Annotated in this window: 12 protein-coding genes; 7 read left to right on the top strand and 5 right to left on the bottom strand. The window is 69.9% G+C overall.

Annotated features, from left to right (window positions below; all coding sequences use genetic code 11):
- Positions 1-4 precede the first annotated feature (4 nt).
- The 3 genes from ACFVBH_RS16780 (at position 5) to ACFVBH_RS16790 (ending at position 3,911) form a co-directional block, all read left to right on the top strand.
- Positions 5-1,456 (top strand): family 20 glycosylhydrolase, encoded by a 1,452-nt coding sequence (locus ACFVBH_RS16780; protein WP_379002348.1) that lies wholly within the window; start codon positions 5-7, stop codon positions 1,454-1,456.
- Between the two features lie 161 nt (positions 1,457-1,617).
- Entirely contained in the window at positions 1,618-2,364 is a 747-nt protein-coding gene (locus ACFVBH_RS16785; RefSeq protein ID WP_354985251.1) for a ParA family protein, read from the top strand.
- Positions 2,364-3,911 (top strand): hypothetical protein, encoded by a 1,548-nt coding sequence (locus ACFVBH_RS16790; RefSeq protein WP_379002349.1) that lies wholly within the window; start codon positions 2,364-2,366, stop codon positions 3,909-3,911. Before ACFVBH_RS16785 ends, ACFVBH_RS16790 begins: the two co-directional genes overlap by 1 nt.
- A 1,120-nt stretch (positions 3,912-5,031) precedes the next feature.
- On the opposite strand, the gene glpR is transcribed toward ACFVBH_RS16790, so the two are convergent.
- The 4 genes from glpR to ACFVBH_RS16810 all read right to left on the bottom strand — a co-directional run bounded on the left by glpR (position 5,032) and on the right by ACFVBH_RS16810 (position 9,359).
- Positions 5,032-6,213 carry a gephyrin-like molybdotransferase receptor GlpR gene (glpR, locus tag ACFVBH_RS16795; protein WP_379002350.1) on the bottom strand — a complete coding sequence of 394 codons (1,182 nt, stop codon included), beginning with the start codon at positions 6,211-6,213 and terminating at the stop codon, positions 5,032-5,034.
- A 239-nt stretch (positions 6,214-6,452) separates the two neighbouring features.
- Positions 6,453-7,103 (bottom strand): GNAT family protein, encoded by a 651-nt coding sequence (locus tag ACFVBH_RS16800; RefSeq protein WP_354985255.1) that lies wholly within the window; start codon positions 7,101-7,103, stop codon positions 6,453-6,455.
- Positions 7,104-7,112: 9 nt separating this feature from the next.
- Positions 7,113-8,372: a gephyrin-like molybdotransferase Glp gene (gene glp, locus ACFVBH_RS16805; protein WP_354985256.1), complete on the bottom strand. Its 1,260-nt coding sequence runs from the start codon at positions 8,370-8,372 to the stop codon at positions 7,113-7,115.
- 48 nt (positions 8,373-8,420) lie between these two features.
- The gene (locus ACFVBH_RS16810) at positions 8,421-9,359 is read right to left on the bottom strand and encodes a UTP--glucose-1-phosphate uridylyltransferase (protein ID WP_354985257.1); all 939 of its coding nucleotides are present in this window, start codon (positions 9,357-9,359) and stop codon (positions 8,421-8,423) included.
- Between the two features lie 821 nt (positions 9,360-10,180).
- Here ACFVBH_RS16810 and ACFVBH_RS16815 point away from each other — a divergent pair.
- From ACFVBH_RS16815 to mscL, 4 genes are all read left to right on the top strand, one after another.
- Complete coding sequence (locus ACFVBH_RS16815; protein WP_354985258.1) at positions 10,181-10,912, top strand: 5-formyltetrahydrofolate cyclo-ligase; 732 nt, start codon at positions 10,181-10,183, stop codon at positions 10,910-10,912.
- Positions 10,913-10,982: 70 nt separating this feature from the next.
- Complete coding sequence (locus ACFVBH_RS16820; protein WP_354985259.1) at positions 10,983-11,291, top strand: FmdB family zinc ribbon protein; 309 nt, start codon at positions 10,983-10,985, stop codon at positions 11,289-11,291.
- 143 nt (positions 11,292-11,434) lie between these two features.
- Positions 11,435-12,094 carry an SAF domain-containing protein gene (locus ACFVBH_RS16825; protein ID WP_379002351.1) on the top strand — a complete coding sequence of 220 codons (660 nt, stop codon included), beginning with the start codon at positions 11,435-11,437 and terminating at the stop codon, positions 12,092-12,094.
- Positions 12,095-12,246: 152 nt separating this feature from the next.
- Positions 12,247-12,657 carry a large conductance mechanosensitive channel protein MscL gene (mscL, locus tag ACFVBH_RS16830; RefSeq protein WP_379002352.1) on the top strand — a complete coding sequence of 137 codons (411 nt, stop codon included), beginning with the start codon at positions 12,247-12,249 and terminating at the stop codon, positions 12,655-12,657.
- A 105-nt stretch (positions 12,658-12,762) separates the two neighbouring features.
- Here the strand turns inward: mscL and ACFVBH_RS16835 are convergent, their stop codons facing one another.
- Entirely contained in the window at positions 12,763-13,434 is a 672-nt protein-coding gene (locus ACFVBH_RS16835; RefSeq protein ID WP_354985262.1) for an MspA family porin, read from the bottom strand.
- Positions 13,435-13,494: the final 60 nt, after the last annotated feature.

The raw sequence follows: 13,494 nt of genomic DNA on the forward strand, positions 1-13,494 counted from the left end.
CACGGTGCCGAGCATTCGAGAATGGACGCCGGGCGGAACGGGATTCGCGCTGAGTGCGGAGTCGCGCATTGTCGCCGCGGGCGAACTGTCCGAGGCCGCGCTGCTGCTCTCGGCGGATCTCGCCCGGGCCGGGCGCGTCGTACCCGTCGTGAGCGGCGGCGCCCGGACCGGCGATATCGTGCTGCGCGTCGCGGACGACGCACCCGAAGCCGCGGAGTCCTATCGGATTTCGGCCGGCGAGCAGCTGGACGTCACCGCCCGCGATCGACTCGGCGTACTACACGGAGCCCAGACCGTTCTGCAGTGGCTGCGCCGGCACACCGCCATTCCCGGTGGTATCGCGCAGGATTGGCCGCGGTATGCCGAACGCGGCCTCATGCTCGACACCGGGCGCGAATTCTTCTCCGTCGACTGGGTGAAGGCCCGCATTCGCGACGCCGCCTATCTGCGCATGAATATGGTGCAGCTGCACCTCTCGGACACCCAGGGGTTCCGGCTCGCCAGCCGGGTGCATCCGGAAATCACCTCGCCGCAGCACTACACCGCCGCCGACATTGCCGACATCGTGGACTACGCGGATTCCTACGGCATCGAGATCGTGCCGGAAATCGATATGCCCAGCCATATGAACGCCATTCTCGCCGAGCACCAGGATCTGGTCTTGCGGCCGCAGCGCACCGGACCGCAGGACGCCATTGCGGACAGCGTCATCGGCGGCGGCGTCGGCGGGCGCGTCGACCTGACCAACCCGGACGCCTACCGGCTGATCGAGGACATCCTGCGCGAATTCGTGCCGATGTTCCCCGGGCGGTACTGGCACATCGGCTGCGACGAGTACGTCGCCGACTACAGCCGCTATCCGCAATTGAGCGAATACGCCACGCGCGCCATCGGTCCCGGCGCGGCGGCCGGCGACGTGATCGTCGCCTTCGCCAACTGGGCCACCGGCATCGTCGAATCCTTCGGCAAGACCGCTCGGGCCTGGAACGACGGGTTCGACCACGCGAGCGTGCTCGCGCCCCGCCCCGGCATCGTCATGCAGTACTGGTCGTCGAGCGCCGGCGGGCTGCCGTGGCTGCCCGGGGGCCGCACGCCCGCGCAGCTCACCGCCGCCGGGCACCCGATTCTCAACGCGGCGTTCACGCCCACGTACTTCGCCTCGGGCGGGCCGTCCGCCGCGCTCAACGCGCCGCCGGAATTGCTGTATGCCTGGGACCCCGGGCTTTTCGTCAACGGTCAGCGCCTGCCCGACTCGGATCTGCCATTGTTGCGGGGGTCCATGGTGTTCCTGTGGTGCGATGACCCCGACGCGATGACGCCCGGAGAATTGATCGCACCGGTGCGTGCGCGGCTGCCCATCATGGCGCAGCACCTGTGGTCGGGCGCCAGCGGTGTTCCGTACGCGGAGTTCGTGAATCGCGCGGCAGCGGTCGGCTGGATTTCAACGGAATCGTAGCGTCGAAAACTGTATCCAATTGGACACAGTAATTTTCGCATGCCGATTCGGCGAATCGCGGGCGCGTTCCGCGACTCCGAAACACCAGCGTGTGAGACTGAAACGCGCACGGTGCGACCGTTGTACACACATGCCCTCCCCATTGGACCGGAGGATCTTTCATGACCGAATCCATTGTGCGGCCCGCCCTTCCCGAGCCCCTCGTGGTAACCCTGGGAAATCTCAAGGGCGGCGTCGGCAAGACCACCTCGGCCTTCTTTCTGGCCGCCTATTTCGCGACGGTGTACGAACTGCGGGTGCTGGTGATCGACGCGGACCCGCTCAGCCAGACCGGGTACTCCTGGTATCGGCGGCTGCGGAAGGAGAACATCTCGGTTCCCTTCGAGCTCATCGCCTTTCCGTCGCGGCACGTCGATGACTGCATCACCGACAACGCGGCCAAATACGACGTAATCATCGTGGACGCCGGCGGGGAATCGGCGGAGATCTTCAAGGCCGCGGTGCCCGAGACCGACGAACTGGTGCTGATCACCAGCGTGAGTCCCTCCGAGGTCAAGCGCGTGCCCAGCACCTACAAGGCCGCGGAGGAGGCCGCGGCGGGCAACGACCGGGCCATTCGGGTGCGGGTGCTGATGACCAAGGTTCCGGTGACCATGAAGAACGGGGTGAACGTCTCCACCGAGTACCGGACGCAGCGCGGCAATCTCGAAGGCGCGGGCTACGACGTCTTCGAATCCTGTGTGAGCGCGTGGAAGTGGTACCGCGAGGCCGCCGACGGCGAGGTCGGCGACGGCGCGGAGAACCCGCTCGCCGATCTCGGCGAATACCGGCAGGTGGGCGACGAGCTCATCGCGCCGTACCTGACCGACGACCTGAACACCCGGACCGCACTGGAGGTTTCCGCCTGATGCCACCGCAGCGACGCAAGAACACCATCGGCGGCGGAATCGCCGTCCCCGCGCGCAATCCGCTCGCGGACGAGGCCGAGCACACCCCGCCGGTGTCCCCGCTGCGCGACGCGCAATGGCGCGGCATGAACGGGCCCGTCCACCCGATGGAACCGATCCCGGCCCGCCCGGTCGATCCGGCCGCCACCCGCGCGACGGAAACCAGCGCCACGAAGACGGCGAAGGCCGTGCAGGCCGCGGTGGCCGCGAAATCCCGCGCCGCCGCGCCGCATTCGCGCACGGCGGTGATCAAGCCCCGCATACCGGCCCCGAAGATCGACCCGGATGCCGCGACCGGGACCGGCGCACAACCGGCCCTGGAGAGCCGGACCGGCAGGACCGCCGCCGCGGGAACCCCGGTGGTCGTCCCACGGAAGCCGGTCACCGCCCCGGCCACGCCCACCGCGCCGCCCGCCCCGGTGACTTCCACAGCCGCGCGGCCCGCGACGACGCCGCCGGCGAATACCACGCTCTCGGGCACCAAGGCCGCCAAGGTCGCGACGCGGGTCGCGGATTCCCTGGGAAAGCCGGCCGGAAACACCACGGGCGCCGACATCGTGGTCGGTCCGGCCACGCCCGCCGATATCGTGGTCGGTCCCGCCACGGCCACGGGTGGCAAGCCGGCCGAGCAGGTGGGCGGGCAACCGACGGCGGCCGAGACCTACGGTGGCACGGTCGCACCCGTCCGGTCGACGGGCGAGGGCGCGGGCGGCGGTGAATCACGCGGCCGTATGCCCGCGAACCGTGCGGTCGATGCGGCCGACGCGGGCGGTACGGCCGATGCGACCGGCGCGGCCGGTGCGGCCGGTGCGGGGAGCGTGCTCAGCATGGAGCTACCCGAGGCCGGGGACGGTCCGCTCAGCAGCGGCGAGCTCGCACAGCTCGAAGCGTGCGAGAGCTCCATCGACGCGTTGCGGGTGGCGTTCTGGACCGCCGGGCGGGCGCTGCAGATCGTGCGGGACGGACGGCTCTACCGGGCCGACCACGCCAATTTCGACGACTACGTCGAGAAGCGCTGGGACATGCAGCGGTCTTACGCGCACAAGCTGATCCGCGCGTGGCCGCTGGCGGCGCGGCTGCACCCGGTGGCGCCGTCCATCAACGAGGGCCAGATCCGGGAGCTGCTGCCCATCGCCGTCGCGCACGGCGAGGACGCGGCGGTCACCGTTTACACCACCCTCGCGGCCGACGTGAAGGTCACCGCCAACAAGCTCCGCGAAGCCCTCGCCGTGCTGCCCGCCCACTACGACGAGACCGAGGCCGTCGAACGCCTGCAGGCGTGGCTCCGCGGCGACCTGAGTGGCCTGCCGCCCCGCAACCCGAACGTCTTCAGCACCGCCGAGACCCGCCTGGCGGTCCTGACCCGCCGCCTGGTCAAGGGTTCGAGCCGCGACCCCCTGGCCGCCCGCGACTTCGCCGCCAAACTCCGCGGCCTGGCCGAACTGATAGAGCAACAGATCCCCGCCTCCGACCGCGCCCCCGCCGACCCCGCCGCGCCACCCAACTAGCGGTTCCCCCACACTCCCGAGGGCTCGGCCACGGCCGGGCCCTCACCCATATCCGACCGGCCCGCACACCCCCATGGCCGCCCGGCCCCCGGCGCGACCGAGCGCCACAGACCCAGCTGCTATCACCGATCGGATCGCACCGATTGAGCACCGCAGACGGATTCCCGCCGCCGCGCGGCCCAGGCCACGGCCGGCACACTCTCGTGCCCGACGCGCGCGGAACTCCCGCCGCGTGTATCGGCAACCGCTCGACGATCGGACCTCCACTGCAGCGCGGTCGCGTCGACGGCCTGGGTTGCTGCCCGCTCGCCTCAGGACTCAGCATCCGGTGTCGATTGTAGCGAATCCTTTTGTGCCACTGTATGTTTCATGAGTTTTGCAATGCTACACATTCTCGTCAGTGCATGTCGCTGAGATTCGTTGCAGCCCAACATAGTTGGATGAACCGACTCGGATTCGGCAGCGAGGCGGTAACCGGCGGCTGGGTTGGGCCTCTTAGCCTCGCCCAGAGCCGGACGAGTGACTGTAGGTACAGCACTCACACCTGTGTGGGCGCACCTCCGGCGCCGCAGGCCCCGCACTCGTACGCGTTGTGGCGGTGGTTCCGGCGGCATTTGGATTCGCGGCTGTAGTGACCAATCGGACGCTTGTGCCTGGGAGAGCTAGCCGCCGTGCCGGGGATGTTCGACCGTCCGTCGCGCAATCGGCGTGCACGCTCCCATCCATCCGCACAGGCATATCTCGGCGCAGGTTCAGCGGGCTGCTGCTCTCCGCGGTGCAACAGCGGGAGATCTTCGACCCCGAGTGGGAGCCGGACCGTGTCGGGCAGGCGGGGCGGCGCTGAGGGAAGGGCGCACAGGGCATTGACGGATGCGAAGGGCCTGCCGGGCATACAAGTCCGTTTGGGTGCACATGCCCGGCTACATGCAAGCCGTTTGCGCGTGCAAGGTCAGCTGGGCAGGCAAGTCCAGTTGGGCGGGCAAGTCCGGTTGGGCGGGCAAGTCCAGTTGGGCGCACCGGCATCCGGTTGGGCGCACCGGCATTGCGGGTTGGGGAAACGGCCCGGATGCGCAGCCGGCCCCGGTTGGCGTGCCAACCGGGGCCGGGCGGAAACGTTCGGTTACTCGCCTACCGCCGCGTGGCGGACGCGGTTGCCGGAGGCGCGGGCGCGGACCGCGCGGGCCGTCGCGGCGTCGAAGAGCTCCAGGTTCTCGAAGACGGGGTCCTCGTCGTCGGGTTCCACCAGGACCGCGCGGCGGAGCTGGCTGCGGGTCGTATCGCGGTCGGGGCGGGGGCGTTCGGGCTCGCGGTCGAACTCCTCCTCCTCGTCGTGGTCGCGGGTGCGGCCACCGAGGCGGGACATGCGGCGGCGGCGGATGTCCTCTTCGATCCGCACCTGGCGGCGCAGGTAGGCCAGGTAGGCCACGAGCACCGCGCCGGACAGACCAGCGAGGCCCCACAGGCCGGAGGACACGGCCACGCCGGCCGCGGCCAGGGCCAGGGTTGTGAGCAGCAGGCCGAGCACCGCGCGCTGGCGGAAGGTGTAGCGGGCGGCGCGGGCGATCGCGTCGGCCTCGGGGTCGTAGCCGCCGCGCCCGCGCCGCGAGGGCACGAAATCCGAGTCCTCGGAATCGGATTCGTCGGCTTCCCGATCCAGATCCTCGTCACGCAGTGCGGGGACCCGCGAACGCGCCGTCTCGTCCCGGGTGCGCATGGTGTCGGCCCGGCCGCGGGGCCTGGGCTCCGCGTCGTCGTAGCCGGACTCGTCGGACGTCTCGGACGCGCGTTCGCCCGCGTACTCGTCCCGGTCGTCGAATTCGGCGGCCACGTCCTCGGATTCCGCTGTCTCGTGCTCGTTTTCGGCGCGCGGGTGCTCCTGGTCCGCGACGTCGAGGTCATTGTCTGCCGGATCCTGCTCGGATGCGGCCGTTTCGGCGGCATCGCCACTCGGCTCGGTCACCGCGGTCGCCGAAGGCGCTTTCGCGGAGTCACGTTCACGGTCGGTGTCGAAATCCTCGTCGTCCGATCCAGCTGTGGTGCTGTCGTCCGATCTGGTCATCCGATCCTCCGGATCATCGCTGTGGTGATGCTTCCTGCGAACCGGCACGTAGTCCGGGTCGGTCTCGTGCCCGGTGGCCGGACCTTTTCTGGCGAGGGGCTTGGCATCCCCGCGATGCAGCACCCGCGTCGAGAGCGCGGCGTCGGTGTGCTGGCGAATGCGCGGATGCCGGGAGGTCAGCATGGGGAAAACGACGAAAATCCAGAGCACGACCAGCCCGATCCACAAGATCGAATTCGGCATGCGCTCACCTCCGTCCCCGCCTGGCCCATTTTCCCTTCGACGTGCACCGTGGCACCTATCGGCGATACAAAGGCGCACCACCGACGTCCGTAGGCTAATTCGACACCTCAGGAATGGCCCGCAGGCGCGCCGTCAACACCTGCCACAGTAGTCACACAAGTTAGTGGCCGTACGGATCCGCGAGCTACGCCCGAGCGACCGGCGCACGGCCGCGCTTTCCCCGCCGGAGCGCCCCGGACTTACTGCTGCGCGACCCGCCCCGCGCGAATCAGCCTGTCCACCACCGTGCCCGAGACTTCCTCCACGGTCATCGCCACCAGCAAATGGTCGCGCCAGCCCCCGTCCACATCCAGGTAGCGCTCGAGCAGACCCTCCTGACGGAAGCCCACATTGCGCAATACCGCCTGGCTGGCAAGGTTTTCCGGCCGCACGGTCGCCTCCACCCGGTGCAGGCCCACCTCGCTGAAACAGTGATCGAGCCCCAGCGCCAGCGCGGCGGTCGCCACCCCCTGACCGCTCACGTCCTTGGCGACCCAGTAACCGATCCAGGCCGAACGCAACGCCCCGCGCACGATGTTGCCGATCGTCAACTGCCCGCTGAACGTGCCGTTCACCTCGATGACGAGCGGAATCATGGCCCCGCGCCGGGCTTCCGCCTTCAGGCTCGACCACAGCGACGGCCAGTTCCCGGCGTGATTGCGCGCCTCCCACGCCCCGCGCCCGGTCGGCTCCCACTGCTCCAGATACGCGCGATCACGGGTGCGGATCCGCGACCACGCCGCGGCATCGCGTAACCGGATGGGCCGCAGCGTCACCTGGCCCGCCGCCACCCGCACCGGGCCCAGATGCGCCGGCCAGCCCGGATGCTGGGTGGCCCGGAAGACATTCATGTCCACGCCTCAGCCTCGCTGCGCGAGGAAAGCGACCCGAACCTCGTCACCGGTGCGCACCTCGGTCACATCCGGGTCGATCACGATGAGGCTGTTGGCCTCGGCCATCGTGGCCAGCAGATGCGAGGACGCGCCGTTGGGACCGCCCAGCGGCTGCACCAGATAGTCGCCGGTCTGCTCGTCGCGCATGAGCTGCGCGCGCAGATAGCCCCGGCGACCGGGAATGGAGGCGATCGGCAGAATCGTGCGCGCCCGGACCACCCGCCGCATGGGCTGGCGGCGGCCCAGCGCGATGCGGATCAACGGCCGCACCATGACCTCGAAAACCACAAGCGCGCCAACGGGATTGGACGGCAGCAGGAAGGTAGGCACCTCGTCGCGGCCGAGCAGGCCGAAACCCTGCACCGACCCCGGGTGCATGGCCACCCTCGTGATCTCCAACTCCCCCAGGCCCTCCAGGGCCTCGCGCACCTGCTCCGAGGCCCAGCCGCCGACCGCGCCCGCGATCACCACGACCTCCGAGCGAACCAGCTGCCCTTCCACCACGTCGCGCAACCGCTTGGCATCGCCGCTGACGATGCCGACCCGATTCACATCGGCGCCCGCGTCCCGCGCGGCGGCGGCCAGCGCGTAGGAATTCACGTCGTAGACCTGACCGGGACCCGGCGTGCGATCGATGTCGACCAGTTCGCCGCCGACCGAGAGCACCGACAGTCTCGGGCGCGGATGCACCAGCACCTTGTCCCGCCCGACCGCCGCGAGCAGACCCACCTGGGCCGGGCCGATGATCGTGCCCGCGCGCACCGCGAGATCGCCGGGCTGCACATCGTCGCCGATGCGGCGCACGTAATCACCCGAGCGCACCGGCTCGTAGACCTTCACCTTGGCGCGGCCGCCGTCGGTGAAATCGAGCGGCAGCACCGCGTCGGCGAGGGTCGGCAGCGGGGCGCCGGTGTCCACGCGCACGGTCTGGCGCGGTTGCAGCCGAATGGGCTGGCGCGAACCGGCCGCGACCTCGCCCACCACGGGGAGCATCAGATCGACGGCCTCGCCGTCCTCACCGCGGATATCCGCGCCCGCGGCGGCGACATCCACGCTGCGTACGGCGTAACCGTCGATGGCGGCCTGATCGAACCCGGGCAGCGGACGCTCGGTGACCACGTCCTCGGCGCACAGCAGGCCCTGGGCCTCCGAGATCGCGACCCGGACGGGCCGCGGCGCGACAGCCGCCGCGGTCACCTTGATCTGCTGATCCTCAACCGAGCGCATGCCGCCCTTCCCTGGTATCGCGCACTGCCCACACCGTCCCGGCTGCTGTCACTCGTACGAGGTGAGCTGCGGATTCCAGCCCGGTCCGAGCCGATGCTCGAGCCACTCGCGCAGCGCCGGACCGTATTCCTCTCGTTCCAAAGCGAAATCGACCGCTGCACGAAGATAACCGCCCGGGTTGCCCAGATCGTGCCGCGACCCACGGTGCACCACGACGTGAACGGGATGACCCTCCGCGATCAGCAGCGCGATGGCGTCGGTCAGCTGCAGTTCGCCGCCCGCGCCGGGGGTGATCCGGCGCAGCGCGTCGAAGATGGCCCGGTCCAACAGGTATCGGCCGGCGGCCGCGTAGGTCGAGGGCGCCTCGTCCAGGGCCGGCTTCTCCACCATGCCGTTGACCTTGAGGACATCGGCGGGCGAGCCGGGCAACTGCTCGACGTCGAAGACGCCGTACGCGCTGACCTGGTCTTTGGGCACATCGATGGCGCACAGCACCGAACCGCCGTAGGTCTCGCGCACCCGGGCCATGACCGTCAGCACGCCGCTGGGCAGCACCAGATCATCGGGGAGCAGCACGGCCAGCGCGCTCTCGTCCGCGTCCAGGGCCGATTCCGCCTGCGCCACCGCGTGACCCAGGCCGAGCGGCTCCTCCTGCACGACCGAGGTCACGTCCAGCAGGCCCGGGGCCTTGCGCACCTTCTCGAGCAGGTGGAACTTGCCGCGCTCCTCGAGCGTGCCCTCCAGCACCAGATCCTCGACGAAATGCGCTACCACGCCGTCTTTTCCGGGCGAGGTCACGATCACCAGCCGGCTCGCGCCGGAATCGGCGGCCTCCGCGGCGACCAATTCGATGCCCGGGGTGTCCACCACGGGGAGCAGCTCCTTGGGCACCGTCTTGGTCGCCGGCAGGAATCGCGTACCGAGCCCCGCCGCGGGCACCACCGCGGTGCGGAAGCACGCCGGTGCCCCGCTGCCAATAGCCGTCATGAACTCACCCTATCCATCCGTCTCACCCACCGGGGCGGCCACGAACCGTCCCGATATCCACGAGAGCCTAAGGGTCCCGGAGCAACCGAGCCCACCGAACGCCTTTGTCATGCGATAACCGCTGGACGATGACACAAACCGTGCAAAATGACACAGTCGAGATACGAGAAAGGCCTCTGTCGCCCACCGGACGACCGAATCGGCACGGCATCGCGACCCGGCCCGCCACCGCGGCCGACAACCCCACCGAAACACGCGAACACCCCACACGCGGCGCACGGAAAAAGCTCTCTCCCAGCCGATTTCAGCCGCGGCCCGTCGACAGGGATTCGGCACCATCCGCACCGCGGATGCCCGGCCGTCCGGAGCCGCGTCAATTGACCGAATGCCGAGGATCCCGCCGCCGATCCGCGCCGGCCGCCTCCGAACTCACGCCGACGCACGAACACTCGACGCCACGACCTGCCCCGATGCCACCCCGGGAACGTGAAGGCCGCCGAGTTCCGAAGCAGTGGCGCAGGTCTCAGCACGCGGTCCGCCGGACACGACCCACTTCGCAACACCCCGGCGCGTGAACGCCCGGACCGGTATCCGCGGCAGCGGCACGTTCCCAGCCGTCGCACCGCCGGACACGGCACCACCCCTCCACACACGAGACGGGTGACATCCGGGGTGCGTGCGCCCAGCCGGTGTCCGCCACGGACACGTCTGGCGGGCGGTGGCGTGTAGCGGGTGCAGGGGGTGCCGTTGCGCGCGGCCGAACACGCCTTCCGTGGCCGAGACGTTGACGACCGCCTCGTTCACGCACCTATCGTGGGGGCGTGGATGCGCGGGCGTGGGGAAAGAAGGAGTGGCGGGCGGAGATCCTCGGACGGCGAGCGCGGGTGGCGGCGGACGAGCGGGATCGGGAGGCCGCCGGGCTCGCGGCGAGCATGGGTGCGGTGCTCGAGCTGGCATGCCGAGGCGCGAGTGGGCCGGTCGCGGCACCGAGCGCAGCCGATCCCCGGGACTCGGCCCGGAATACATCGACGAGCACGTCCATCCCACCGGCGCCGGCCGGCGGCACCATCGCCGGGAACAGCGCGGGGTCCGATGACCCGTGGATCTGCGCGTACGTTCCGGTGGGCGGCGAGCCGGGGTCGGCGGCGATGCTGGACGCGCTGCGAGCGGGCGGGGCGCGAGTGTTGTTGCCGGTCACCGGGGATCCCGGGGCATTGGAGTGGGCCGAATACACCGGGGCGGCGGGGCTGGTCCGGGGGCGCTTCGGGTTGCGCGAGCCGAATGGTGACCGAATCCCGGACGCGATCGGACTGGCGCGGGTCGTGCTCGTGCCCGCGGTGGCGGTGGACCGGCGCGGGGTGCGGCTGGGGCGGGGAGCCGGTTACTACGATCGGAGCCTCGGCGCGTGCCGGGCCGACGTGCGACTCGTGGCCGTGGTGCGCGACGACGAGGTGGTCGCCGAACTGCCGGAAGAGGCGCACGACCATCGCATGGGCTGGGCGCTCACGCCGTTCGGCGGGCTGCGGCGGCTGGGCGACACGGGCGGGAATTGACACCCGATTGGCAGTGTTGGCACTGTCGTCTGTAGAGTGCTGGACCGACGGAGACCGTGGAGGATTTGCGATGCCAACTTACTCGTATGCGTGTACCGAGTGCGACAACAAGTTCGACATCGTGCAGTCTTTCTCCGATGACGCGCTGACCACTTGCGATCGCTGCAACGGAAAGCTGCGCAAGCTCTTCAACTCGGTCGGCATCGTCTTCAAGGGCAGCGGCTTCTACCGCACCGACAGCCGCAACGGCAGCACGTCGAGCGAGCCCGCCAAGCCCTCGACCAGCACCGACGGCGGCTCGAGCACGGCGAGCGCCCCCAGCGCCCCGGCGAGCACCGCCGCCGCCCCCAGCACCCCGTCGAGCACTTCCGCGGCCTGAACCGTACCGCGCTCTCCCGAATCCCCGGCCCCTGACGGCCGGGGATTTCTGGTTCCGGGACAGGTTGTCCACAGGCTCCCGGTTATCCACAGCACGCCCTCGGACGAGCGGCCGTAACCACCGGCGCCCCTAGGCTTTTCGCCATGCATCGATTGCGCGCGGGATGGCCGGGCGAGCTCGGGCTCCCCCTGTGGGCGGACGGGGTGCTGATCCGCCGGATCGCGGCGGCGGCACTGTTCGCGCTCGCCGCGGCACTCGCCCTGCGGGCCGATCCCGGCGGGCGGCACACCGAGGTCGTGGTCGCGGCCCGCGAACTGCCGCCGGGCCACGTGCTCGGCGCGGACGACGTGGTGCGGGCGCCACGCGATTCGGCCGGACTGCCGGCGGGGACGCTGCGCGACCCGGGCGCGCTCGTGGGATCCACGCTCGGCGGCGGCGTCACGACGGGTGAGATTCTCACCGAACTGCGCGTGCTCGGCCCCCGGCTGGCCACGGTGGCCGCCCGTTCCCCCGATGCTCGCATCGTTCCGATTCGTTTGGCGGACAACGGCGTTGCCGAGGTACTGCGCCCGGGCGACCGGGTCGACGTGGTGGCCGCCGCGGACACCGGCGGCGCGGGCCGCCCCGCCCGGCTGCTGGCGTCCGACGCCGCGGTCGTGCTCGTGTCCGGCGGATCCGCCGGGGGCGGGCCGAGCGCGCGCGGGCGTGACGAGCCGCTGGTGCTGGTGGCCCTGGACGCCCGGCACGCCACCGTCATCGCCGCGGCCTCACTGCGCACCGCCCTCACCGTGGTCGTGCGCTGACCCGCCTGGGCGCTTCGCTTCCGGGGTCGCGGACCCCGGGTGAACTAGCATTCCGATACCGCAATACCCCATCCCGCATCACCCGGACCAGCCGTCCGACACTCGCTAACCGGGCCGCCGCACGCGCCCATCACGCAGAGGAGTTTTCGGCAATGCTCAAGGGTTTCAAGGAGTTTCTGCTACGCGGCAATGTCGTCGACCTGGCGGTGGCGGTGGTGCTCGGCACCGCATTCGTCGCCATCGTCACCGCATTCAGCGAGGGCGTGATCAATCCGCTGCTGGCGATGTTCGGCGGTAACAACCCCATCGGGCTCGGATTCCAATTGATCGCCGACAAACCGGCGACCTTCGTGGCGATCGGCCCCATCATCACCGCGGGGCTCAACTTCCTGATCATCGCGACGCTGTTGTACTTCGTGCTGGTGGTTCCGGCCACCCGGGCCAAGGCACGCTGGGGCAATGCCGATGACGCACTCACCGAAATCGATCTGCTGCATCAGATTCGGGATCTGCTCGCCGAGGATCGCGCGAACGGCCCCGGCGGCGGCCGGCACGAAAGCTGATCGCCGGCAAGCATTCTCGAATTCCGGATAGAGACGGCGAACGGGCCCGGCGCGAAATGCGCCGGGCCCGTTCAGCTGATGAAAACGCGGATCAGAGGTGACCGATCAGCCGAGGCTGAAAGGCTGGCCCCACAGGGTGATCCAGGTGACCACGTTCTCGGTCTCGATCTCGACGCTCACGAAGGCACGCGCCTGGGCGTAGCCACCGCAACCGCTGAGGCCGATGGTCGAGTCGGCCCAGGTGACCGAACCGTTCGAACCGCTGAACTTGTTGCGGACCTTGTGCGCCTCGGAACCGAAGTCGTCGGCCTCTTCGATGTCCAGGATGTAGAAGGACTTCGCCTGGCCGGGGCCCAGGGTCAGGTTGCCGCCGCCGCCACCGGACGCGCTCGGGCTGCCGTCTTCCCAGGTGACACCGGCCGACGCGTCGCCGCTCACGCCGCCGCCGGCGATGTTGACCTGGCAACCGACCTGGTAGCCGGGGAAGATCTTGCCGCCGACATCGGTGTTATTGCCGGAGATCTCGACCTGCGCCGAGGCCGACACCCAGGCGTTGCGGTGGACGGGGGTGGCGCCCATCGAACCGGAGATGTTGGCGGACTCGCCGACCAGCTTCACGGTGACGACGGTGCCGTCGGACAGGGTCTTGACGATTTCGCCGCCCGGCAGCGGAACGAAGGTATCGGCGTTGGCGGCGCCGGTGGAGAACAGGCCCAGGGCGGCGGTCGCGACAGCGCCGGTCGCGGCCATCCGTGCCACGGTCTTACGGAGGTTCATGCTCTTTTTCCCTCAGGGTATGAGTTCGCTTGCGCGAGAAAGTATTTGGCGGGGAGGACC

Origin of the sequence: Nocardia sp. NPDC057668, assembly GCF_042799795.1 — a bacterium.
In the GTDB taxonomy this organism is placed as follows: Bacteria; Actinomycetota; Actinomycetes; order Mycobacteriales; family Mycobacteriaceae; genus Nocardia.

What these genes read in the sequence shown, in the direction of transcription:
- ACFVBH_RS16785 (WP_354985251.1), top strand. Translation starts at nt 1,618, where the DNA reads ATGACCGAATCCATTGTGCGGCCCGCCCTTCCCGAGCCCCTCGTGGTA.
- ACFVBH_RS16790 (WP_379002349.1), top strand. Translation starts at nt 2,364, where the DNA reads ATGCCACCGCAGCGACGCAAGAACACCATCGGCGGCGGAATCGCCGTC.
- glpR (WP_379002350.1), bottom strand. Translation starts at nt 6,213, where the DNA reads ATGCCGAATTCGATCTTGTGGATCGGGCTGGTCGTGCTCTGGATTTTC.
- ACFVBH_RS16800 (WP_354985255.1), bottom strand. Translation starts at nt 7,103, where the DNA reads ATGAATGTCTTCCGGGCCACCCAGCATCCGGGCTGGCCGGCGCATCTG.
- glp (WP_354985256.1), bottom strand. Translation starts at nt 8,372, where the DNA reads ATGCGCTCGGTTGAGGATCAGCAGATCAAGGTGACCGCGGCGGCTGTC.
- ACFVBH_RS16810 (WP_354985257.1), bottom strand. Translation starts at nt 9,359, where the DNA reads ATGACGGCTATTGGCAGCGGGGCACCGGCGTGCTTCCGCACCGCGGTG.
- ACFVBH_RS16820 (WP_354985259.1), top strand. Translation starts at nt 10,983, where the DNA reads ATGCCAACTTACTCGTATGCGTGTACCGAGTGCGACAACAAGTTCGAC.
- ACFVBH_RS16825 (WP_379002351.1), top strand. Translation starts at nt 11,435, where the DNA reads ATGCATCGATTGCGCGCGGGATGGCCGGGCGAGCTCGGGCTCCCCCTG.
- mscL (WP_379002352.1), top strand. Translation starts at nt 12,247, where the DNA reads ATGCTCAAGGGTTTCAAGGAGTTTCTGCTACGCGGCAATGTCGTCGAC.
- ACFVBH_RS16835 (WP_354985262.1), bottom strand. Translation starts at nt 13,434, where the DNA reads ATGAACCTCCGTAAGACCGTGGCACGGATGGCCGCGACCGGCGCTGTC.